Here is a 23,398-nt window from a genome sequence, read left to right as displayed (position 1 = left end):
GGCGATGTGGAAGAAGTGCAGCCCGAAGTCCACCAGGGCACCCACTGCGGGTTCGCCGTTGAGCAGCAGGTGTTTTTCCTGCATGTGCCAGCCGCGGGGCCGGGCCACCACCACGGCCAGCGGCGCGTCGGTGCGGAGCCGGTACTCCTTGCCTTCCTCCGACGTGTAGCTCAGTGTGCCTTGCGCGGCGTCCCGGAGATTGAGGATGGCGTCAATGACGTTGGCCCAGGTGGGGGTGCTGGCGTCCTCGAGGTCCGCCAGCCACACCTTGGCTCCGGAGTTCAGGGCGTTGATGGCCATCTTCGCCGGTGAGGCAGGCCCGGTCATTTCCACCCGGCGGTCCTGCAGGGCGGCGGGTGCGGGCGCAACTTTCCAGTCGCCGTCGCGCACCTCCTGCGTCTCCGGCAGGAAGTCCAGCTTGCCGGTCTCTGCCACCCGCTGCCGCTTGGCGGCACGGGCCGCCAGGAGCTCGTTGCGGGTGCCGGCGAACCGGTTGTGGAGCTCCTCCACGAAGGCCAGTGCCTTGGGGGTGAGGATCTCCTCAGCGCGGTTGATCGGCCGGGGATCTGTGACGGTGATGGCCATTTCTGGTCCTTTCCTTGTGCGGGAAGTCGGGCGGTCAGGCGGAGGCCAGTGCTGCCACCGGCTCCTTGGCGGAATCGGCGGGAACGGCAGCCGTTGCCACATGTGAGGCGTGGGCCGCGGCCGCGACGGCCGCCGCGACGTTGGCGGTCACGTGCGGGTCGAAGATGCTCGGGATGATGTAGCTGGCATTGAGCTCATTATCATTCACCCGGTTGGCGATTGCCTCCGCGGCGGCCACCAGCATTTCCGGGGTGATGTCGCTCGCTCCGACGTCCAGGAGCCCACGGAAGAGGCCCGGGAAGGCGAGGACGTTGTTGATTTGGTTGGGGAAGTCGCTGCGGCCGGTGGCCACGACGGCGGCGTGCCGGGAGGCGATGGCAGGGTCCACTTCGGGGGTGGGGTTGGCCATGGCGAAAACGATGGAGTCCTTTGCCATGGAGGCCACGTGCTCTTCGTCGAGGATGTTCGGGGCGGACACGCCGATGAAGACGTCCGCGCCTGCCAGGGCCTGGTGCAGGCTGCCGGAGAAACCCTCCTGGTTGGTGTTCTCAGCGACCCAGGTGCGGTGCGGATCGTTGTAGGTCTCGCCCTGGTGGATGGCGCCCGAGCGTCCTGCCGCCACGATGTGGCGGGCACCCTGGGCCTTGAGCAGCTGGATAATCGCTGAGCCTGCGGCGCCGACGCCGGAAACCACGATTTTCACGTCCTCGATCTTCTTGTCCACCACGCGCAGCGCGTTGACCAGTGCCGCGAGGGTCACGATGGCGGTGCCGTGCTGGTCGTCGTGGAACACCGGGATGTCCAGTTCCTCGCGCAGGCGGGCTTCGATTTCGAAGCAGCGCGGCGCGGCGATGTCCTCCAGGTTCACGCCGCCGAAGACGGGGGCCAGGAGCTTGACGGTGCGGATGATTTCCTCGGTGTCCTGGGTATCGAGGCAGACCGGCCACGCGTCCACGTTGGCGAACTGCTTGAAGAGGGCGGCCTTGCCTTCCATGACCGGGAGGGCGGCGGCGGGGCCGATGTTGCCCAGGCCAAGCACTGCGGAGCCATCGGTGACGACGGCGACGGTGTTGCGCTTGACGGTCAGGTTGCGGGCGGCGGCGGGGTCTTCGGCGATGGCCAGGCAGACGCGGGCCACGCCGGGGGTGTAGGCGCGCGACAGGTCGTCGCGGTTGCGCAGCGGGACCTTGGGGACCACTTCAAGCTTGCCGCCGAGGTGCATCAGGAAAGTGCGGTCCGAGACGTGCTGGACGGTGACCCCGTCGAGGGCGTTGAGGGCGTCCTTGACCCGCGCGGCGTGGGCGTCGTCGGTGGTGTTGCAGGTGACGTCGACGACGAGGGTTTCGTGGTGGGACTCGGTGACGTCCAGTGCGGTGATTGCGGCGCCGGCTGCTCCGACGGCTGCCGCGAGTTCGCTGGTGGCGCTGAAGCTCGACGGTGCTTCCACGCGCAGGGTGATCGAATTTCCGGGGCTGGGGTTCGCCATTGAATGTCCTCCTGTTAGGCCTTGTCCGGCTTCTGCTCTGATCCGAATATTTTCGTATTATGGATATTATTATCTACTTTATGGAAACACAACCCCTTCGTGATGTGACTGCCGAGGGACATCGCCGCGCGTCCTGCCGTGCTGTATGTTGGGTGGTCTAAGCAACTCTTTTCACGATGCGGATAAGAGTTGTCGGATTCCGAGCCATAGGAGACAACGGAATGGCAGAAAAAGCCTCCGGCGGAGTGCAGTCGGTGGAGCGCGTCTTCGAGCTGCTGGAGCTCATCACGGATGCCGGCGGCGACGTCACGCTCAGTGAGCTGTCCTCGTCGACCGATTTGCCGCTTCCCACCATCCACCGCCTGCTCCGCACGCTGGTATCGCTCGGCTACATCCGCCAGCTGCCCAACCGGCGCTATGCCCTGGGTCCCCGGCTGATCCGGTTGGGTGAAGGCGCCAACAAGCAGCTCGGCGCCCTGGCCCGCCCGCAGCTCAAAACCCTGGTGGACCGCCTGGGGGAGACCTCCAACATGGCCGTGCTTGATTCGGACATGGTGATCTACGTGGCCCAGGTCCCTTCGCTGCACTCCATGCGCATGTTCACGGAGGTGGGCCGGCGCGCCCACACCCACGCCACCGGCGTCGGCAAGGCCATCCTGGCCCAGCTTGACGACGACACCGTCCGCGGCATCGTGGCCCGCGCCGGAATGCCCACCCCCACCGCCAAGAGCATTGGCGACGTCGAAGAACTCCTGGCCGACCTCAAGCTCATCCGCGAACGGGGCTACTCCATCGACGAGGAGGAGCAGGAGCTCGGTGTCCGCTGCTTTGCGATGGCGGTGCCCAACGCCCCCACGCCCACCGCGATCTCGGTGTCCGGCCCGGTGTCCCGGGTGGACGAAAACTTCGCCGACAAGGCCGTTCCCGTCCTCCGCGAGGCCGCCGAGGCCATCTCCCGCGAACTCAACCGCACCTGATACTGCGGAACTGCTGACGACGACGGCCCGCACCTTCGCTGGAAGGTGCGGGCCGTCGTCGTTCGCTGTGTCCTTGCTAATGCTCAGATGCCTTTTCGGCTGAGTCGATCCGGACTTCCTTCCCGTCGCAGTCGATGAGCTTGCCGTTCTCGAACCTGTCGCCGTCCGCCAGGGAACGGAGGGCCTCCGCCTTGACCAGCCGCTCGGTGCCAGCGACGAAGACGGACTGGTTGTCCGAATTTCCAGCCCGGAAGTGGTTGAAGAGAAGGTTCAGCAGGATGGCCATGACGGCCGCGGAGCTGATGCCGGAGTGGAAGATGGTGCCGAACCAGGACGGGAACTGGTCGTAGAACGTGGGTGCGGCGATGGGGATCATCCCGAAGCCGATGGATGCGGCCACCACGATCAGGTTCATGTTGTTCTTGTAGTCCACTTTGGACAGGGTCCGGATGCCGCTGGCTGCAACCGTGCCGAAGAGCACCACGCCGGCACCGCCCAGGACGGGCGTCGGCACCGCGGCCACCACCCGGCCAAGGACGGGAAGCAGCCCGAGGACCACCAGGATTACGCCGCCGGCGCTGACCACGAACCTGCTCTTGACGCCGGTGATGGCCACCAGGCCCACGTTTTGGGCGAAGGCGCTCTGGGTGAAGGAGTTGAAGAGGGGCGAGACGGCGCTGGACAGCATATCCGCGCGCAGGCCGTTGCCGATCCTCTTGGAGTCCACCTTGGTGCCCACGATCTCGCCCACCGCGATGATGTCCGCGGACGTCTCCGTGAGGGTCACCAGGATGACGATCAGCATGGAGACGATGGCTGCGATCTCGAATGTGGGGGGTCCGAAGGCGAAGGGGGTGGGAAAGGCGACAATCTCGCCCTGGCCCACCTTGGAGAAGTCGGCCATGCCGAAAACCAGGGCGATGAGGGTGCCCAGGACCATGGCAAGGAGGATGGAGAGCCGGGAGATGGCCGCACTGCCCACCTTGCTCAGGAGCAGGACGATGCCCATGGTGCCGGCGGCGAGGCCGATGTTGGCCACGCTGCCGTAGTTCGGAGCCTTGTTGTTGCCGCCCATGGCCCAGTTGGCAGCCACCGGCATCAGCGTCAGGCCGATGGTGGTGATCACGGTTCCGGTCACCACCGGCGGGAAGAATCGGATGATCTTCGAGAACAGCGGGGTGATCAGCAGGCCGATCAGGGAGGCTGCGATGACGGATCCGAACACCGCCTGGATCCCGCCGCCGCCGTGCACGATGGCCACCATGGTGGAGACACCGGCGAAAGACACGCCCTGCACCAGCGGCAGCTGCGAGCCGAAGAACGGAATGCCGACGGTTTGCAGGATGGTGGCGAGGCCGCCGACGAACAGGCAGGCGGCGATGAGCAGGCCGATGTCCTGGGAGTTCATTCCCGCGGCGGCACCGATGATCAGGGGAGGGGCAATGATGCCGCCATACATGGTCAGGACGTGCTGGAAGCCGTAGGCAAACATGCTTCCAACGGGGAGCCGCTGGTCCTCGGGGCGGCCAGGCCGTGCGCCTTTTCCAGCGGCTGCGGCGGCAAGTTTCTTCTTGGTGTTCATGGCAGACTTTCTTGGTTCATGGCAGACGTCATCGTCTGGCTAACTGGTGTCTGGCTAACAGGTGTTGTGAAGATGTGGGAGTGGTGCCGGGTGTGGCGTCGACAGGCTCAACCACCGATGGCTGAGCCTGTCGAAACCATGGGCGTGGCCCTTTAGCAGAAGCCGGCGATGCCCGACCACGCCGCCGGTGCGGCAGCTGCGTCATCACGCTGGACGGTGGCCTCGATCAGGCCGTACGGCCGGTCGGCGGCGAAGAAAACCTCGTTGGGGTTGTCCAGGCCGAACGGGGAGAGATCCACCAGAAAGTGGTGCTTGTTGGGCATGGAGAACTTGATCTCGTCGATTTCGCTGTGCGCCTCCAGCACCTTTGCGCCCATGTCGAACAGGGTCTGCTGCAGTGCGTGGGAGTACTTCTCAGTGAAGCCTTCGAGCAGGAGGCCCTTGACGTCGTCGTAGCTCTTGTTGAAGTCCAGGCTGCTGAAGTCGGTGCCGGCCTTGAAGCGCCAGCGGGCTGAAACGTCCGTGGCGAGGATGCGGTCGGTGGTCTCCGGAAGCGTCGTGTAACGGTCGCGGGGGTAGCCCACGAAGCCGGACTCCGTGGACTTGAGGACGGTCAGGTCCTTCAGTCCGGAGATCAGGTGGCTGGCGGCGCCGTCGCGGACCAGGACCGCGGTTCGCACTTCCTGGCCGTTGCGGACGAATGAGTGGTCGTGTTCGCTGCCGTGCGCCTGGATGCGGCTCCAGGCGTAGGATTCCGCTTCCCAGCGGCCGCCGGTGACCCAGTCGAAGCTGGAGGTGAAGTGCTCGCCGAGGCGCAGCAGGAACGCCTCGGGCGAACCGATGCCGTCCCGGGCGAAGGCGTAGATGGTGTTCTTCTGGGTGTCCGTGGCCACCACGTGGGCGTTGTCGCCCTCAAGGTGGGCCGCGGCGAAATCGCCCCGCAGCTGCGAGGTGACGTTCAGGTCTTCGATCTCGTGGCGGTTGGTGTCCCTGGTGATCTTGACGACGCGGACTTCGGCCTTGCCGTACTGGTTTTCGCCGAGAATGATCTTGCTGCTCATGGTCTTTTCCCAATCTCCGGTAAGTGGAACCAAGGTTCCATCACTGAAATTAAGCGCGCGTTTCAAGCGCGTTTCCGGTGGAGCCGACCCAACAAAAAAGAGCCGGCATCCATTGATGCCAGCTCATTACGACCCTGCCTGCTGCTCCCAGGTTACGTGACGTGCGCCACGAGTTGCCTACCAGCGTACCCCCGCCGGGCGGTGGTGTACATCACAACCCCAAAATTCCGTTTGTGACCGGATCGCCCGGGAAGGGCCAGGCGGCCGACTGTTGACGCCCCGCAGTGTTGCTTCTAAACTTTCACAAAGCAGAATTTGCTTTCCGCAATACGAAATTAGGAGGTTTCGATGTACCAGCAGGACACCCCTTCCGTGCCGGCCGCCCCGGCCGCGGGAACCGGCGCACAGGAGTTCTACCTCCCCATCGGCGGCGGGATTGACCCGGACTTGTTCGTTCCGGAAGAACGGCACCACGAACGCGGGCTGTTCTCGCGCTGGGTCCACGCGTTGCCGGTATTCGGCCGGCGGATGTGAGTACCGCCCCTGCCTACCTGCGGAACCACGCCGGCCAAACACAAGTAGTCGCTACTGGCGACCCCGGCAGCGAACTCCCATAGCCTGAGGCGGTAAGTCGTTGCCCGGAGTTGGGCTTGCGTGCCTGCCCGGGCCGGATTTCCGTTGAGCGCCGGGGAGGCGAGGATGCAGGAACGTGTGAAGCAGCCCGATTCCCGACGTGGGACGTGCGGGGCATGTCCATGAAGACCCGCCTCCTGCAATGCGTATGCTGCCTCCTGGTGGTTGGCGGCCTTTCGGCCAGTGCGGTCCTCGCCCCGGCGGAGTCCGGACTGCCCGCGGATCCCGCGGAGGCGGCTTCCGGGTCGTCCGGAGTCATTATCCCTGCACCCTCTGGAAGTCCCGGGCCTACCGGCTCCGCCGCACCGGCAGCACCGCCGGAGGCCCCGGAAGTACCCGGATTGGATGCCTCAACCGGGGCTGCAGCGCCGGCCGACGCCGCCCCCTCGGAGGCCGTTCCTCCCGCTGCGCCACCCGCCGATGACACAGCCCAGGGCGACCCGCTAGAAGGCAAACCCGTCGTTTCCAGCCAGGGACTGGGCCCCGCCGGGGTTCCCGGCGCCTGGCACTTGGTGTTCGATGAGGAATTCAACACCCTGAACCCCGGTGTCTGGACCCCTTACTGGTTCAACGACTGTGATCCCAAGTCCAAGATGAACGGTGTCAAAACCTGCTCCAGCAACATTACGGTTGCCAACGGCGAGGCCGTCCTCCAGCTCTCCGACTCCGATTCCGGGGCGCTGCTGTCCACCAATCCCAAGGATGGGGTCTCCGGCCACGTGGGCTTCCAATACACCACGGGATACGTCGAAGCCCGCATCTATTTTCCGGGTACCTGCTCGGGCGGCATCTACAACTGGCCAGCCTGGTGGACCACCGGACAGTCCTATCCGAAAACCGGTGAGATTGACATAGCGGAGCCCTTGGCGGGGAACATGAGCACCGTGTATCACTCTGCGAGTGGCGGCGAGTTGGGAAGTGCCATCGTGGGGTGCTGGGCCGGTGGGTACCATACCTACGGCGTGCATCGGATGGCGGGTGTCAACGACATCTATTTCGACGGCCGCAAGGTCTATTCATATTCGTCTCAGGACGGCAACGCGCCGCACTACTTGCTCCTGAACGTGGGACTCAACCCCAACCAGAGGACGTTCGGACCGGACGGAGCCATCAAAGTCGACTGGGTGCGGGTCTGGCAGTAGCGGCGAGGCTCAGGAACCGGGGTGTCCCGGCCACTGCTTGCCTGCCCAGGGGTCGTAGTCCGCGATGAGGTCCTCCTGCGGCGGGCGTTTGTCCTCGGGGACATGCTGGAGGTTGACGCGGACCCGGTACCAGAGCGAGCTGGACCCGCGCATCCCGTCGACAAGGACGTCGGCCGGCTGGAGCGTGCCAACGGCTGCGGGATGCCGGGCCTTCCACTGGTCAAGGGCTGCCAGCGCCTCGGGCTTTGTCTTGGTCCGGGCAACTTCGATAAGCGGCATCAGCGACTGCCGGCGGCCGGTTCCATTGCCGCTGCGGGGCGCTTTCTCTGCCGGGCCGAGTTTTTCGGCCAAGGCAAGGAGCCCGTCGAGTGTGCCCACCGCGTCATCAATGCCGGCGTGCGGGTCGCCGATGTCCGCAAAGCGCTGCGGCACTGTCTGCACTGTGAACTGCTCCGGCCGTGCGGTGCGGACTTCCTCCCACGTGAGCGGCGCAGACACCCGGGCGTCAGGCAGGGGCCTGACCGAGTAGGCGGAGGCCACGGTGCGGTCCTTGGCGTTCTGGTTGAAGTCCACAAACACGCTTTCACCGCGCTCCTCCTTCCACCACCGTGCCGTGGCGAGGCCGGGCGCGCGGTTTTCCACCTCCCGTGCAAGGGTTTCGGCGGCGAGCCGGACATCGCGGTACGACCACTGCGGGGTGATGCGCACCAGGATATGCAGCCCCCGCGACCCGCTCGTCTTCGGCCAGCCCACCAGCCCCGCGTCGGCCAGGACCTCCCGGGCCACGTAGGCGACGTCCACAATCTGCGACCAGTCCACGCCAGGCATCGGATCGAGGTCCACCCGGAGTTCGTCCGGGTGCTCCAGGTCTTCGGCCCTGACGGGATGCGGATTCAGGTCCAGGCAGCCAAGGTTGATGACCCAGGCCAGGCCCGCCGCATCCCGGATGACAGCTTCTTCCGCCGACGTTCCGGACGCGTAATGCAGTGTGGTGGTGTCGACGAAGGGTGGATGGTTCTCCGGCACGCGCTTTTGGAAGAAGGGCTCGGCGTTGATGCCCTTGGGAAACCGCTTGAGCACCATCGGCCTTCCACCCGCGCCGCGCAGCGCCCCGTCCGCCACGGCCAGGTAGTACCGCACCAGGTCCAGCTTGGTCAGCCCGGGGTCTGGGAACACCACCTTGTCCGGGCTCGAGATCCGGACCTCAACACCTTCGATATCCAGGACTTCGGCCGGCGTCTTTGACGGAGTCATGCCGCCACGGTAGCAGTGGCCCGGTTCCGTGTCAGCCGTTCACCGGACCCCGTTTACCAGGCGCTTGGCCGCCGCTGAGTGCTCAGCGATGAGCCCGGCGATGTCCAGGCCGGGGATTTGTCCATCCACGACGCGCCACTGGCCGCCCACCATCACCCGGTCGGCGCGGTCGGCGGCGCACAACAACAAGGCGGCGACGGGGTCATGGCTGCCTGAGAAGCGCAGGTCTTCGAGCGCGAACAGGGCAAGGTCGGCCTGCATCCCTGGCGCCAGCTGGCCCACCCCGGGCCGTCCCAGCACTGCGGCCGAACCACGGGTGGCCCAGCCGAGTGCCCGCTCCACGGGGACATCAGCGCCATAGCGGAGGCGCTGGAGGTACAGCGCCTGCCGCGCCTCCAGGATCATGTTGGAAGCATCGTTCGACGCCGAGCCGTCCACTCCCAGCCCCACCGGAACGCCCGCATCCTCAAGTTCCAGGACCCGGGCCGTGCCCGAGGCGAGCCGCATGTTGGAGGTGGCGCAGTGGGCGACGGCGGTCCCCGCCGAACCGAGGCGGCCGATTTCTTCGTCGCTGAAGTGGATGCCGTGCCCCAGCCAGGTGCGGTCCGTCAGCCAGCCCACGCTCTCCAGGTAGTCCACGGTCCGCAGCCCAAACATCTCGCGACAGAAGTCCTCCTCGTCAAGGGTTTCGGCCAGGTGGGTGTGCAGCCGGACGTCCAGCCGTTCGGCGAGCGCGGCACTCTCGGCCATGATTTCCTTCGTGACGGAGAACGGCGAGCACGGCGCCAGGGCGATCTGGATGACGGCGTCCTCCCCGCGCTCGTGGTACGCGCCGATCAGCCGCTCGCTGTCCGCCAGCACCACCTCCGGTGCCTGGACCGTTGACTGCGGCGGCAGGCCGCCGTCGTCCGTTCCCAGCGTCATGGAGCCGCGGGTGAGTGTTGCCCGCATGCCCAGCCGGCGCACGGCCGCCACCTCGATGTCGATGGCGTTTTCCAGGCCGGCGGGGAAGAGGTAGTGGTGGTCGGCGGCGGTGGTGCAGCCGCTGAGCAGCAGCTCAGCGAGGGCGGCGGTGGCGGCGAGCTCCACATCCTTGGGCGTGAGCCGGGCCCAGACCGGATAGAGGTTCTGCAGCCAGGGGAACAGCGGGGCGTTGGCCACCGGACCCCAGGCGCGGGTGAGCGTTTGGTAGAAGTGGTGGTGGGTGTTGATCAGTCCCGGCAGCAGCACGTGGCTGCCGGCGTCGAACGTCTCGGCGCAGGGTTCGGACGGTATCTGTCCGGCCGCCAGGACCTCGGTGATGACGCCGCCGCTGATGACAACCCCGCCCGAGGCGTCAAGGTTGTTGGCGGTGAATGCGGCCTGCGGATTCCGGATCCAGAGCCGGGGTGCGGGTGCGGGAAGGGGCTGGTGCATGGGATGTTCCTGTCCTGAGCGCGGTGGCAATTTTTCCAGCTCAGTGAGGCCCTGTCTGCTGATCCAGGTGGCCGCGGCGGACCGCGGATCCGATGAGATTAGCCAGCCCGGGCGCGGGGCGTCAACACCGGCGGGATGTGACTGGAGGGGGTTAGCGGACCGAAACATGGATTTCACATAGCGAAAATAAATTTCCAGAAAACTATGGCGCGGGCCACAAAGCGGTGCTAATCTCGATTCTGCCAAAGGCGGGCACCCGAACCCGGGAAGCTATCTACCAGGCGCAACTTAACCTTCACAGCACATGCTGAAGCCTGGTAACCGTCGCACCTGGTTCTACTGGTCCTTGCACGGCAACAGGCTTCCCGGCAAAAGGAAGTCGCATCATGAGTACCACCGTCACGGCCGAGCAGTTCCTGGCCAGATCCATTCGGCTGGCAACAGCCAACGTCCTAAACAGCGGCGGCCCCTTCGGCGCCATGATCGTCACCGCGGACGGCAAAACGTTCGACGGCGTCAACCGCGTCACCGCGGACAACGATCCCACGGCCCACGCCGAAGTCACCGCCATCCGCACCGCCTGCCGCGAACTCGGCACCTTCGACCTCAGCGGTGCGGTCCTCTACACCAGCTGCGAGCCATGCCCCATGTGCCTGGCCTCCGCCCTCTGGGCCCGTGTTGACCGCGTGGTCTACGCCGCCGACCGGCACGATGCCGCCTCCGTGGGCTTCGACGACGCCGTCTTTTACGAATACTTCGAAAACCAGGACAGGGACTCCCTGATGCCGGTATCCAAGCTGGAGCTGGGCGATCCCCAGGCACCTGCACCGCTGGAACCGTTCAATACCTGGAACACGGTCGAATCCAGGATCGACTACTAGGCCGGGCGGCTGAGATGACCATCCTGGACCATTCCCACGAGGAGCATCCGGCTCCAACCACCAGCACCTCGCGGCGGTCGCCGCGTACCCCATCCGTACCCGGCCCGCCGGCGTCGGGATCCTACCTGGACCGCTTCTTCCAGATCACCCGCCGTGGCTCAACCGTTGCCCGGGAATTCCGGGGCGGCCTGGTCACCTTCTTCACCATGGCGTACATCGTCATCCTGAACCCCCTCATCCTCGGCGGTTTCAGCGCCGACAACGCCCCCACCGACGTTGCCGGGGGATGGTTGTCCGCATCCCAGGTGGGTGCCGTCACCGGCCTCACCGCCGGCGTCATGACCATCCTGTTCGGCCTCATCGCCAACCTGCCGTTCGGGCTCGCCGCCGGACTGGGCATCAACTCCTTCCTGGCCGTCTCGGTGATCCACGAAGTCACCTGGCCCGAGGCCATGGGGCTGGTGGTCATCAACGGCATCCTGATCGTCCTGTTCGGCGTCACCGGCGCCCGGACCGCCATCTTCAGGGCCGTTCCCAAGGAACTCAAGGCCGCCATCACCGTGGGCATCGGCCTGTTCATCGCCTTCATCGGCTTCGTCGACTCCGGCTTCGTCCGTCCCACCACCGGCGGCCCGCCCGTCCAGCTGGGCGACGGCGGCTCCATCACCTCCGTGCCAACGCTGGTGTTCGTCGTCGGCCTCCTGGCCATGGGGATCCTCGTGGCGCGCAAGGTACAGGGCGGGCTGCTCATCGGCATCGTTGGCACCACCGTGCTGGCCGCCGTCGTGGAAGCCATCATGAAACTGGGTCCTGCCGGCACCACCAACCCCGGCGGCTGGCACCTGAACACCCCTGTCCTGTCCGGCCAGCTGGTCTCCGCACCCGACCTGGGCCTGGTGGGCCACTTTGACCTCTTTGGTTCGTTCAGCCGGATCGGCGGACTTGCGGCCACCATGCTGGTGTTCACGCTCGTGTTCACCAACTTCTTCGACGCCATGGGGACCATGACCGGCCTGGCCAAGAGCGCAGGCGTCGCACACAAGGACGGCACGTTCCCGCGGCTGAAATCCGCCTTCATCGTCGAAGGCTTCGGCGCAGTGGCCGGCGGGGCAACCTCAGGTTCCTCCAACACGGTGTACATCGACTCCGCGGCAGGGATCGGCGAAGGCGCCCGGACCGGCCTGGCATCAGTGGTCACCGGGCTGCTGTTCCTCGGCTCAATGTTCCTCACCCCGCTCACCAGCGTGGTCCCGCTGGAAGTCGCCGCCGCCGCCCTGGTGGTGGTGGGTGCCATGATGATGGCGCAGATCCGCGAGATCAAGTTCACCAAGTTCACCGTGGCGCTGCCTGCCTTCCTCACCATCGTGACCATGCCGCTGAGCTATTCGATCGCCAACGGCATTGGCGTCGGCTTCGTGAGCTGGGCGGTCATCGGGGCGGCATCAGGCAAGGCGAAAAAGATCCACCCGCTGATGTGGGTGGTGAGCGCCGGGTTCCTGGTGTACTTCGCCCGCGGGCCGATCAACCTCCTGCTGGGCGGCTGATCGTTGCCCCAGCCGCACAGGGGGCCGGGCCAACCCTTGGCCCGGCCCCTGGCAGGACAGACAATGGACACCACCGCCGCGCGGAAGAAGGAGTGCCGCCATGCTTGACCTGATCCCTTCGCTCGGCCCCTGGCTGCCCCGACTCGCGGACAAGCGGTTCGCAGTGGCCACCATCGTTGCCGCCTCGGGTTCGGTGCCCCGCCCTGTGGGGACCTCCATGCTCGTCACGGAGTCCGGTGAGGTGCTTGGCAGCCTCTCCGGCGGTTGCGTGGAAGGCGCCGTGGTGGCGCTCGCCCGGGAGGCAATGGACGACGGCGGCCCGCGCCACCAGGTCTTCGGCTTCAGTTCCGCCGATGCCTTCGCCGCCGGGCTCACCTGCGGGGGACAGCTGGAGATCCACATCCAGCCGGTTCCTGCAGCCGTTACCGGTGAACCGGAGCAACCGCTCCGGGCCGCCGTCCGGCAACTCGCCGGCCTCCGCCACGACGAACCCGTGGCGCTGGTACGGCTGCTGGGAGCATCGGGCGGTGCCGCCGTCGTACTCCCGGACCCGGCCCGGCACCACGGACCGGCATCCCCCGAACTGGCCCCGCTGCTGCACGGAGAGTCAGCGCTTCGGGTGGAATCCATCCTGCGCAGCGGCGGCGCCGGTCTGGTCCCGCTGGTCCAGGCAGGGGACTGCCTGCCGGACCGCGACCTCCACAGCAGGCATCCCGGGGGGCCCGCCGTCCTGGTGGAGTCCCGGCTCGCCCCGCCACGCATGCTGGTGTTCGGTGCCAACGACTTCGGGGCGGCCCTGGTGCCGGCGGCCAAGCTGCTCGGCTACCACGTGACCCTGGTGGATGCCCGGCCCGCTTTTGCCGGCCAGCCACGGTTCGCCGTCGCAGACCAGGTGGTGACGGACTGGCCGCACCGTTACCTCGCGGCGGAAGCAGCCGCCGGCCGCCTGGACAGCCGCGCCGTGGCGGCCGTCTTGACCCATGACCCCAAGTTCGATCTTCCGCTGCTGGAGGCCGCGCTGGCCCTGGACCTCGCCTACGTGGGCGCCATGGGATCGCGCCGCAGCCACCTCCAGCGGGTCGAGGAACTCCTCAGCGCCGGGGTCCTGCCGGAACGGATTGCCCGGCTGCACTCACCCATCGGACTGGACCTCGGCGCCACTACCCCCGCCGAGGTGGCGGTCTCCGTCACCGCCGAGCTCATCGCCGCGCGCAGCCGCGACGCCACGTGCGCGCCGCTGCGCGACACCGCCGGCACCATCCACCACCGCGCGCCGGAACCGGCGCCCACAGACCTTACCCCGCAGGAGATCGCATGGACATGAACACCATCGAGGCGGTGGTCCGCACCACCGACCCCGCAGATTGGCGAGACGGCGACGCCTGGCTGGCCGGCGGAACGGTCCTCTTCTCCTACGGCAGTTACGCCTTTGGGCCTCAACCCCTCAAGCGGCTGCTGGACCTCGGCTCAGCCGGCTGGACTCCCATAACCGTCAGTGACGACGGCATCGACCTCGCCGCCACCTGCACCATTGCCGAGCTGTACACCCTGCCGGCCGGCGCCGGCGCGGACGGCCGCGGCTGGCCCGGGCTGGACCTGGTCCGGGCCTGCTGCGATTCCTTCGTGGCTTCGTTCAAGGTGTGGAACATGTCCACCGTGGGCGGCAACCTGTGCACGTCCCTGCCCGCCGGGCCCGTCATCTCGCTCTGCGCCGGACTGGACGGCGTTGCCACGGTCCTCGCACCAGGCGGCGGCAGCCGCACCGTTCCCGTGGCGGACTTCGTAACCGGTGACGCCACCAACTGCCTGGCACCGGGCGAGCTGCTTCGCAGCGTCCACCTCCCGGCGTCGGCCCTTTCTTCCCGGGTGGCGTTCCGCCGGCTGTCGCTGAGCAACCTGGGCCGGTCCGGGGTGCTCCTGATCGGACGGCTCGACGCCGCTACCTCCCTGGTCCTGACCGTCACCGCGGCCACCAAGCGGCCCGTTCAGCTCCGGTTCGACGGCCTGCCCGATGCCGACCGGCTGGCAGCTGCCTTGGACGACGCCATTCCCGCGGACCATTACCACGACGACATCCATGGCCTGCCCGCCTGGCGCCGGGACATGACCTACCGATTGGCCGAGGAAATCCGCGCCGAGCTCGCTGCGCCGGCGGGAACGCCCGGGCTGCCCGTGTCCGGCGACTTCTGGCCGCCCCGGAGCGATTCCGCTCCCGTTTCCACAGCACTTCCGAAAGGGGCCTGAGCATGGGCATCGAGATCAACGGCACCGCGTCCGGGGCGGCTCCGCGCCCCGGCCAATGCCTGCGGACGTTCCTGCGGGAGCAGGGCAACACCGGCGTCAAGAAGGGCTGCGACGGCGGCGACTGCGGCGCATGCACGGTACATGTGGACGGCACGCCCGTTCACAGCTGCATCTATCCCGCCGTCCGGGCCGAGGGGCGCTCGGTGACCACCATTGAGGGGCTGGCCGGTACTGCCGGCGGCCCCCTGCATCCGGTGCAGCAGCAGTTCATGGAGCGGCAGGGGTTTCAGTGCGGCTTCTGCACGGCCGGCATGGTGATGACGGCGGCCTCGTTCGACGACGCCCAAAAGGACAACCTGCCCCGGAACCTCAAAGGCAACCTCTGCCGGTGCACGGGCTACCGCGCCATCGCCGACGCCGTCTGCGGGCACCCCGGGCACCCTGATCCCGAGGGGCCGGGCTCCGGCATCGCAGGGGAGGGGCAACCGGACCCTGCGCCGGGCCGGCTGGGTGACGACGTCCCGGCTCCAGCCAGCCGCGCCGTAGTCACGGGCGCTGCCCGCTACACCCTGGACCTGCCCAAAGAGGAGCAGCAAGGGCTGCTGCACCTGAAGATCCTCCGTTCCCCGCACCCGCACGCCCGGGTGCTTTCCATCGCCAAGGACGCAGCGCTGAACGTGCCAGGCGTGGTGGCGGTCTTCACCTCCGAGGACGCCCCGGAGCAGCTGTTCTCCACCGCCCAGCACGAACTCTTCACTGACGACCCGGACGATACCAGGGTGCTCGATGACGTGGTGCGGTTCATCGGGCAGCGGGTGGCCGCCGTCGTGGCTGAATCGGTGGCCGCCGCGGAAGCCGGTGTCCGCGCACTCCAGGTGGAATATGAGGAACTTCCCGCCGTCTTCTCGCCGCAGGAAGCGCTGCTGCCTGGTGCCCCCCTGGTCCACGGAGACAAGGACGCCGTGAAAGCGCGCATCTCCCGCCCGGAGCGGAACGTGGTGGCTGAACTGCACTCGGAACTGGGCGACGTCGCCGGCGGCTTCGCGGGCGCCGACTTCATCCACGAACAGACCTATCAGACCCAGAGGGTCCAGCACGTCGCCCTGGAAACCCATGCGGCCATCGCCACCGTAGACGACGACGGGCGGCTGCAGGTCCGCACCTCCAGCCAGGTCCCGTTCCTGGTCCGCCGCACGCTGTGCCGGGTGTTCGGGCTCGAAGAGGACCGCGTGCACGTGGTGGCCGGACGCGTGGGTGGCGGATTCGGCGGCAAGCAGGAAGTCCTCACCGAGGACCTCGTGGCGCTCGCGGCCCTGAAACTGAAGCGGCCGGTCCAGCTGGAACTGACCCGCACGGAACAGTTCACCGCCACCACAACCCGGCACCCCTTCACCATCAAGCTGAAAGCCGGTGCCGCCAAGGACGGCCGGCTGACAGCCCTGCAACTGGACGTGGTGACCAACACCGGCGCCTATGGCAACCACGGCCCGGGCGTCATGTTCCATGGTTGCGGTGAATCGCTGGCGGTCTACAAGTGCGCCAACAAGAAGGTGGACGCCCAGTCGGTCTACACCAACACCGTCCCGGCCGGCGCGTTCCGCGGCTATGGCCTCAGCCAGATGATTTTTGCGATCGAGTCCGCGATGGATGAGCTGGCCGCCGGGATCGGGATGGATCCGCTCGAGTTCCGCCGCCGGAACATGGTCCGGGAAGGGGACCACATGCTGTCCACCCAGCCCCAGCCGGAGGAGGACGTCCTCTACGGAAGCTACGGTTTGGACCAGTGCCTGGACTTGGTCCGGGACGCCCTGGACCGGGGCAGCGAACGCTACCGGCAGGCTGGGCTTGAGGACCTCGGGCCGGACTGGATGGTGGGCGAAGGCGCGGCGCTCTCCATGATCGATACCGTCCCGCCGCGTGGCCACTTTGCCCATGCCCGGCTCCGGCTCCTGCCGGACGGAACGTACCAGGCCGACGTCGGGACCGCCGAGTTCGGAAACGGGACCACCACGGTGCATGCCCAGCTTGCCGCCACGGCGTTGTCCACGGAGGCATCCAGGGTGGCGGTGCGGCAATCGGACACGGACCTGGTGGAGCACGACACGGGCGCGTTCGGTTCGGCCGGAACCGTGGTGGCCGGCAAGGCCACCCTTGAAGCTGCCGAAGAGCTGGCCGTCCGGATCCGGGCGTTCGCGGCCGGCATCCGCCAAACGCAGGCCTCCGCGTGCGTCCTCGACGGCGACGCCGTGGTGGTCGACGGAACCCGCGTGGCACTTGCTGAGCTGGCGCAGGCCGCCGAGGAAGCCGGCGTCGACCTCGCCGCCGAAGGACGCTGGGGCGGCACGCCGCGTTCGGTTGCCTTCAACGTGCACGGGTTCCGGGTGGCGGTGAGCCGCGGCACCGGCGAGCTGAAAATCCTGCAGAGCGTCCAGGCGGCCGACGCCGGCGTGGTGGTCAACCCGCGACAGTGCCGTGGACAGATCGAAGGCGGGATCGCCCAGGCCATTGGTGCCACGCTCTACGAGGAAGTGGTGGTGAACGACGACGGCAAGGTCACCACCGACATCCTGCGTCAGTACCACATCCCGACCTTTGCGGACGTGCCGCGCAGCGAGGTGTACTTCGCGGACACCAATGACACGCTGGGCCCGCTCGGCGCCAAATCGATGAGCGAGAGTCCCTTCAACCCCGTGGCCCCGGCGCTCGCCAACGCCATCAGGAACGCCACCGGAGTCCGCTTCGCGCAGCTTCCCATCGCCCGGGACCGGATCTACCTGGGGCTGAAGGAAGCAGGCCTCGTTCCGGCTGAGGCGGGCGCGGTGCGGTAATCCAGGTGTAGCCTGTGGCCATGACGGGCGAGACAGCCATGGATGCGGGCCGGGACGGAGGCATGCCGGGCCCCGCGCCCGCCGCCACGGCCGCGGCGGACACCGTGGTCGACCGGCTGTTCTTTACGTTCAGCGGCCTCAGCTCGATCTGGTTTGCCGTGCTGCTCCTGCAGTCGAGCCTGGAATGGCCGCACATCTGGGTCCTGGTGGTCTTCTGGGCAGCGCTTGCCTACCTGGTGCTTCCCCGCCTGCACCGCATCCTCACCAGGATCTACCTGCCCGACTACTTCATTGGCCGTTCGCGCACCAGCGACGGATTGCTTGCGGACCCGGTCAACGTGGCCCTGCGTGGCCGGGAGGCCCAAATCCATGCAGCCATGCGGCAGGCCCGATGGACCCTCGCCGATCCGGTGACCTTCGCCTCAAGCCGCCGCATCATCACTTCCACGCTGACCAGGCGCAGCTACGACGAGGCGCCGGTGAGTCCACTGTTCCTTTTTGGCCGCCAGCAGGATTTCGCCTACCAGCAGGAGGTGGACGGCAACCCAGGCAGACGCCACCACATCCGCTTTTGGAAGGTACCCCCGGGCTGGCTGCTTCCCGGGGGCATCCCGGTGGACTGGCTCGCCGCCGGGACCTACGACAGGGCCGTGGGACTTTCCCTGTTCACACTGCAGGTAACGCACAAAATCGCCCCAGGCATCGACGAGGAACGGGACTACGTGGTGGGGTCCATCCAAGCGGCTGCGCCGGAAGCGGCCGTGACGATCATCAAGGACTTCTCCACCGGCTACCACTCCAGGAACGGGGGAGGGGACAACATCATGACCGACGGCGACCTGCCCATTGTGGACCTCACCCGGATACCGGCGGCTGGTCCTGGACCGGCCCGGGTGCAGGCTGCGAAGGAGCGGCGGCCACTGCCCACTCTCTTCGGGGCAGTCCTGGTCACATGCAGGGGATTCGCCGCCCTCTTCCTGGCTTTCCTGCTCCTGGCCGCCGCATCCGACGAAACCCTGGCGCCTCCGCTCCTGGGCGGTTCCGCCGGCGACCTGGACGTGTCCGGGGCACTGCTTCCGGGGGCCATCGTCATGGGGGTCTTCGCCCTCGCTGAGTTCCTCCTTGCATGGTTCATCGCCCGGGGCGGAAACCGCGCCCGGGTAACTGCCATGACACTGGGGAGCCTTTCCATCATCACCCAATTCGCCACCACTGCCTCGGGCGGACCGCCCATCACGCTGGGCACCACGCTGGTCAGCTTGTCGCTGGACATCCTGCTGATCCTCGCACTCTCCAGCGAACGGTCCAGGACCTTCGCCCGGCGGCGGACGGGCGCCCTGGGGCACCCCGGGTCTTTGGGCGGCGTACCGGTGCCGGGCAGCTAAATTCCTTCGGAGGATTCACCCAGCTTTACGCCAAACCCATATAGTCAGGGGATGGAACAGCGGATTTTAGGTAAGACCGGACGGAACGTCTCCATCGTGGGGCTGGGCACCTGGCAGCTCGGCGCGGACTGGGGCACCGTGGACCCGGCACAGGCCCAGGCCATCCTCGCCGCCTCCGTGGAGGCAGGCGTCACCTTCTTTGACACGGCCGATGTCTATGGCGACGGAAAGAGCGAGCAGGCCATCGGGAAGTTCCTCGCGGACAACCCGGGGCACGGCGTCACCGTTGCCACCAAGATGGGCCGCCGGATGGAGCAGCGGCCGGAAAACTATTCACTGGCCAATTTCCGCCAGTGGGTGGACCGCTCACGGAAGAACCTGGGCACCGAAACCCTCGACCTGGTCCAGCTGCACTGCCCGCCAAGTGCCGTCTACAGCAACAACGAGGTGTATGACGCGCTGGACACGCTGGTCGCCGAAGGCGCCATCCGCAACTACGGTGTCAGCGTGGAACGAACGGACGAGGCGCTGGAGGCGATCCGCCACGAAGGGACCGCATCGGTACAGATCATCCTGAACGCCTTCCGGCTCAAGCCGCTGGATGAAGTCCTCCCCGCGGCCAAGGCTGCCGGCGTGGGCATCATCGCCCGGGTGCCGCTCGCTTCCGGCCTGCTGTCCGGAAAGTACTCGAAGGACACCACCTTCGCGGAGAACGACCACCGGAACTACAACCGCCACGGCGAAGCGTTCGACGTGGGAGAGACCTTCTCCGGCGTCGACTTTGAGCTGGGCCTGAAGGCCGTGGCGGAGTTCGAGCAACTGGTGCCCGCCGGGGCCACCACGGCACAGGCCGCCATCGCCTGGATTGCGGCGCAGGACGGCGTCAGCTCCGTCATTCCCGGCGCGCGCAACGTGGAGCAGGCCCAGGGCAACGCCGCCGCTGCCGGTGTAAGTGTTGGCAAGGAGTTCGACGACGGGGTCCGCTGGATCTACGACCACTACTTCCGCGAGGCCATCCACCCCCGCTGGTAATACCTGTCCGCAGGTATCGGCGTGCGTTCCGGCAGCGGCATCAAGGAGTTCGTGGCGCGGCTGGCAGCCGCGGAAACCGGACCGGCCTGCACCAACTTCTTCTCCGACGCGGCGCCGGAGAATGCGTTGCGCCGCCGGAACCTGGAGATTTATTTGCAGGAAATGCGAGACCGGCAGCCCGGCGTGCTGTTGGTAGGGGAGGCGCCGGGTTTCAGGGGCATGCGCATTACCGGCATTCCGTTTACCAACCGGACCATCCTGGAAGGCCCGCCTAACAGCTTTGGACTCTTTGGCCCGGGCAAGGGGTACGTTGTGCCGCCCGAAGCTGCTGGGGTAGCTGCCGAGCCAACGGCAACGGTGCTGTGGCAGGTCCTGGAAGAAGTAGATTTCCTCCCACTGCTGTGGAGTGCCTTCCCCTGGCACCCGCACCAACCCGGAAAGCCGTGGTCCAACCGCACGCCCAAGCCGTCCGAAACCAAACTCGGCACGCCCTTCTGGCAGGAACTGGCCGGATTGTTTGGAATCAGCTCCATCGTTGCGGTGGGCAACGTGGCCCAGCACAGCCTGCAACGCAGCGGGGTGGCTGCGCCCAAGATCAGGCATCCGGCCCACGGCGGCCGCTCGGGCTTCAAGCAAGGGCTGGAGGAATTGCTCGCCGCTGGTGGTTGAGGGCACCGGTGGTTGAGCTTGCCGAGACCGGGAGCCGGGTGGGTGGGGCTGCCGGTGGTTTGGCTTGTCGACACCTGTCCCGTGTCTTTGGGTGACCGGTTGTCGTGGCCGGCCCCTAAATCTCTGCCCCTTGAATGTCGTACCCCCTTGTGATGATGGGTTTATGGGGAAAGCGGCGGTGGTGGGGGCGTTGGCGGATATTCGTGCTGCCCTTGCGGTGTTGGTTGCCGAGGTGGACGGGTGTGGTGCGGAGCCGTTTTCGGTTGCTGATCCGTTGGCTGGGTTGGCGGATGGTTGCCTTGATGTTCTGGCCGGTGTCCGTGAGGTGGAGGCCCGGGTCGCTGGTTTGAAGGCGCGGGCTGCGGTGGCGTTTGCGGATGCTGCCGGTGTTGTGGCGGGGCCGGGGGTGCCGGTGGTGGCGCAGGAGATGGCGGTCGCGGCGGAGGTTGGGTGTGTGCTGGCGCTGGGTCCGCGGGCTGCGGGGGCGTTCCTGGCCACCTCGCAGGCTGTGGTCAAGGGGTTGCCGTTGACCTTGTCGGCGTTGCAGGCGGGGGTGATCTCCTGGCAGCACGCCACGGTGTTGGCCGATGAAACGGCCGGGTTGGATGCTGCGGGGGCGGCGGGGTTGGAGGCTCATTTCCTGGACCCTGATGCACCGGATGCGGTGCGGGGGTGTGCGGTGGGGGAGTTGCCGGCGCATCGGTTCCGTGCCAAGGCCAGGGTTTGGCGGGAACGCCGCCATGCCGGGAGTATTGAGCAGCGTCACGCCAAGGGGGTGGTGGACCGGCGGGTGGAGTTCCGGTCGGACCGGGACGGGATGGCTTGGCTGGGTGCGTATCTGCCCGCGGACCAGGCAGCAGCGGGGTGGAACCGGCTGACCGCTGTTGCCCGGGGCGTGCAGGGACCCGGCGAGGCCAGGACCCTCACCCAGCTCCGGGCCGATGTGTTTGCCGCAGCGATCCTTACCAGCGGGCTCGCCCCCGGCCGCGCCACAGGAGGCGGTGGCGGAGGTGGTGCTGAGGGCGTGGGCCAGGGGTTCGATGCCGGGACCGGGGACGGCGGCGGGAACGGGGTTGATGCCTTGAACCGGGTCGGGTCTGGGGCTGGCTTGTCATCTTCGGTCCGGGCGCAGGTGTTGGTGACGGTGCCGGTCTTTTCGTTGCTGGGGTTGACGGATGAGGCGGCGGTGCTGGATGGGTATGGGCCGATTCCGCCGTCGATGGCGCGCCGGTTGGTCGCTGAGGGGGCGGGCTCGTTTTACCGGGTGCTCGTGGATCCGCGGGATGGGGCACCGTTGGAGATTGGCAGGAAGAGTTACCGGGTGGGCAAGGCGATGCGGAACTGGCTCAGGCTCCGGGACGGTAAGTGCCCGTTCCCCGGGTGCAGCAACTCCTCCCTGGACACGGAGGCCGATCACATCCTGGCCTGGGCTGATGGTGGGACTACCGGGATCAGCAACTTGGGACAGCCCTGCCCGAAACATCACCGGCTCCGGCACACCACCGGTTGGAAACCTACCCCGGCCAGCAAAACCGAACCACCGGGCTGGACCTCACCGGCCGGCCGCCACTACACCAGCGAACACCAAGACTGGGAACCCACAAAGTGGCCCCATGGATGCCTTGGGGGTGCCGCAGACATTGTCCGCCGCCGCGGATCTCCTTGGGAGGATGCCTTGGAGGGGTTCCTGAGCGCCCATTCCTGAGTACCTGAGTGTTTACCGGAGAAGGCGGAGCTGGTCCGGGGTGTCGATATCCTCGCCGCTGGACTGGTCACTGCAATCCACTTCATCTACGAGTTCCGGATGGGTACGGAGGAAGATGCGCGCGCCAGCGTCACCGGTCACCGTTGCGGCCACCGAGGGCCGCAGCGACCCGTCGATGAGCAGTGGATGCCCGCGGCGGAGTTCCCATGACTGCCCTCTATTGCCGTCGTGGCCGGCACTGCCATCCGGGCTGTGGGTATCCGGCGAGCCGCCGAGCGGGCTGCCGGCGTCCGGAAGGCCACCGAGCTGGCCGCCGTCGGACTCAGGACCGCGGTAGGCTGCAGCCGTGATCCGACCCGGATGGTGGGCGGCCAACAGCCGCCGTACGATCTCAGGGGTCAGCCCTGGCTGGTCCACGAGGGCAATGAGCAGGTGGTCTTCAGGATCCGCGGTGTTGTTACCCAGCAAGAACGAGCTGCCCATGCCGGACTGCCATTCCGGATTGACCACCACGCGGCAGCAAGCGAGGGCGGCGGCAGCCTGCACCTCGGATGCTCCTGCGCCAACGACAACTACCACCTCCCGGCAGCCGCCCTTCAGCAGCTTGCCGGCGAGCACCTCCACCAGGGGCCGCCCCCGGTATGGAAGCAGGGCCTTTGGGCCCAGCCCCAGGCGGGTGCCCGCCCCCGCGGCAAGCAACACCCCCGTCACCCGGACGCCCGGCCCTCCGGATTCCTCAATGTTCTCCATAGCTGCACCCTAGCCAACGCCAAAGCAGTCGGGGCAGCTTTCCCCGGAAACTGCCCCGACTGCCGCCGACGTGGACTTAGGCGTCCCCGCCAGCCCCGCCGGTAGTGCCGGCGTTGACGTCCAGGAGCTTGTACCGGTCCATGGCGTATGACGGTGCGCTCTCCTCAACCTCCCCACGTGCCGCGAGCATCTGCAGCGCTTTGACCACGATGGAGTGGGTGTCG

The 23,398-nt window shown here is 67.1% G+C and carries 18 protein-coding genes and 1 pseudogene; 12 read left to right on the top strand and 7 right to left on the bottom strand.

The features are described from left to right. Nucleotides 1-585: pseudogene (locus tag DC347_RS07775) on the bottom strand (malate synthase A); the annotation flags it as partial. Between the two features lie 34 nt (nucleotides 586-619). After that, nucleotides 620-2,071 carry an NAD-dependent malic enzyme gene (locus tag DC347_RS07770; RefSeq protein WP_109044987.1) on the bottom strand — a complete coding sequence of 484 codons (1,452 nt, stop codon included), beginning with the start codon at nucleotides 2,069-2,071 and terminating at the stop codon, nucleotides 620-622. Nucleotides 2,072-2,292: 221 nt separating this feature from the next. On the opposite strand from DC347_RS07770, the gene DC347_RS07765 reads away from it, so the two are divergent. Next, nucleotides 2,293-3,048 (top strand): IclR family transcriptional regulator, encoded by a 756-nt coding sequence (locus DC347_RS07765; protein WP_018761057.1) that lies wholly within the window; start codon nucleotides 2,293-2,295, stop codon nucleotides 3,046-3,048. Nucleotides 3,049-3,124: 76 nt separating this feature from the next. Here DC347_RS07765 and DC347_RS07760 read toward each other — a convergent pair whose 3' ends face one another. Then, the gene (locus DC347_RS07760; protein WP_109044986.1) at nucleotides 3,125-4,630 is read right to left on the bottom strand and encodes a nucleobase:cation symporter-2 family protein; all 1,506 of its coding nucleotides are present in this window, start codon (nucleotides 4,628-4,630) and stop codon (nucleotides 3,125-3,127) included. Between the two features lie 152 nt (nucleotides 4,631-4,782). Continuing rightward, the gene (gene pucL / locus DC347_RS07755; protein ID WP_109044985.1) at nucleotides 4,783-5,691 is read right to left on the bottom strand and encodes a factor-independent urate hydroxylase; all 909 of its coding nucleotides are present in this window, start codon (nucleotides 5,689-5,691) and stop codon (nucleotides 4,783-4,785) included. 348 nt (nucleotides 5,692-6,039) lie between these two features. Between pucL and DC347_RS07750 the strand changes: the two genes are divergently transcribed. Both DC347_RS07750 and DC347_RS07745 read left to right on the top strand, forming a co-directional pair. Continuing rightward, complete coding sequence (locus DC347_RS07750; protein ID WP_109044984.1) at nucleotides 6,040-6,225, top strand: hypothetical protein; 186 nt, start codon at nucleotides 6,040-6,042, stop codon at nucleotides 6,223-6,225. A gap of 221 nt (nucleotides 6,226-6,446) precedes the next feature. Next, nucleotides 6,447-7,466: a family 16 glycosylhydrolase gene (locus DC347_RS07745; RefSeq protein ID WP_206073899.1), complete on the top strand. Its 1,020-nt coding sequence runs from the start codon at nucleotides 6,447-6,449 to the stop codon at nucleotides 7,464-7,466. 9 nt (nucleotides 7,467-7,475) lie between these two features. Here DC347_RS07745 and ligD read toward each other — a convergent pair whose 3' ends face one another. Then, a complete protein-coding gene (gene ligD, locus DC347_RS07740) occupies nucleotides 7,476-8,720 on the bottom strand; it encodes a non-homologous end-joining DNA ligase (protein ID WP_109044982.1) in 1,245 nt (414 codons plus the stop codon). A gap of 39 nt (nucleotides 8,721-8,759) precedes the next feature. Then, nucleotides 8,760-10,136, bottom strand: a complete 1,377-nt coding sequence (locus tag DC347_RS07735; RefSeq protein ID WP_109044981.1) for an 8-oxoguanine deaminase — start codon at nucleotides 10,134-10,136, stop codon at nucleotides 8,760-8,762. Between the two features lie 386 nt (nucleotides 10,137-10,522). Between DC347_RS07735 and DC347_RS07730 the strand changes: the two genes are divergently transcribed. The 9 genes from DC347_RS07730 to DC347_RS07690 all read left to right on the top strand — a co-directional run bounded on the left by DC347_RS07730 (nucleotide 10,523) and on the right by DC347_RS07690 (nucleotide 22,424). Next, on the top strand, nucleotides 10,523-11,017 hold the full coding sequence (locus tag DC347_RS07730; RefSeq protein ID WP_109044980.1) for a nucleoside deaminase: 495 nt from the start codon (nucleotides 10,523-10,525) through the stop codon (nucleotides 11,015-11,017). Nucleotides 11,018-11,031: 14 nt separating this feature from the next. Then, nucleotides 11,032-12,561 carry an NCS2 family permease gene (locus tag DC347_RS07725; RefSeq protein ID WP_109044979.1) on the top strand — a complete coding sequence of 510 codons (1,530 nt, stop codon included), beginning with the start codon at nucleotides 11,032-11,034 and terminating at the stop codon, nucleotides 12,559-12,561. Between the two features lie 100 nt (nucleotides 12,562-12,661). After that, the gene (locus DC347_RS07720) at nucleotides 12,662-13,885 is read left to right on the top strand and encodes an XdhC family protein (protein ID WP_109044978.1); all 1,224 of its coding nucleotides are present in this window, start codon (nucleotides 12,662-12,664) and stop codon (nucleotides 13,883-13,885) included. Further along, complete coding sequence (locus tag DC347_RS07715) at nucleotides 13,876-14,805, top strand: FAD binding domain-containing protein (RefSeq protein ID WP_109044977.1); 930 nt, start codon at nucleotides 13,876-13,878, stop codon at nucleotides 14,803-14,805. Before DC347_RS07720 ends, DC347_RS07715 begins: the two co-directional genes overlap by 10 nt. Nucleotides 14,806-14,807: 2 nt before the next feature. Continuing rightward, nucleotides 14,808-17,633 (top strand): molybdopterin-dependent oxidoreductase, encoded by a 2,826-nt coding sequence (locus DC347_RS07710; protein ID WP_109044976.1) that lies wholly within the window; start codon nucleotides 14,808-14,810, stop codon nucleotides 17,631-17,633. Nucleotides 17,634-17,653: 20 nt separating this feature from the next. Next, entirely contained in the window at nucleotides 17,654-19,018 is a 1,365-nt protein-coding gene (locus DC347_RS07705) for an LssY C-terminal domain-containing protein (protein ID WP_240617728.1), read from the top strand. A 51-nt stretch (nucleotides 19,019-19,069) separates the two neighbouring features. Then, nucleotides 19,070-20,050 carry an aldo/keto reductase gene (locus DC347_RS07700; protein ID WP_026264396.1) on the top strand — a complete coding sequence of 327 codons (981 nt, stop codon included), beginning with the start codon at nucleotides 19,070-19,072 and terminating at the stop codon, nucleotides 20,048-20,050. Nucleotides 20,051-20,071: 21 nt separating this feature from the next. Next, complete coding sequence (locus DC347_RS07695; RefSeq protein ID WP_109044975.1) at nucleotides 20,072-20,719, top strand: uracil-DNA glycosylase; 648 nt, start codon at nucleotides 20,072-20,074, stop codon at nucleotides 20,717-20,719. Nucleotides 20,720-20,882: 163 nt separating this feature from the next. Then, nucleotides 20,883-22,424 carry an HNH endonuclease signature motif containing protein gene (locus DC347_RS07690; protein ID WP_109044974.1) on the top strand — a complete coding sequence of 514 codons (1,542 nt, stop codon included), beginning with the start codon at nucleotides 20,883-20,885 and terminating at the stop codon, nucleotides 22,422-22,424. 12 nt (nucleotides 22,425-22,436) lie between these two features. Here the strand turns inward: DC347_RS07690 and DC347_RS07685 are convergent, their stop codons facing one another. Then, entirely contained in the window at nucleotides 22,437-23,174 is a 738-nt protein-coding gene (locus DC347_RS07685; RefSeq protein WP_109044973.1) for an NTP transferase domain-containing protein, read from the bottom strand. Nucleotides 23,175-23,398 lie beyond the last annotated feature (224 nt).

The sequence above is a fragment of the Pseudarthrobacter sp. AG30 genome (assembly GCF_003116525.1).
Taxonomy (GTDB): Bacteria; Actinomycetota; Actinomycetes; order Actinomycetales; family Micrococcaceae; genus Arthrobacter.
Note: the sequence above shows the minus strand (reverse complement) of the source record. Positions and strands in the feature narration are given on the sequence as shown.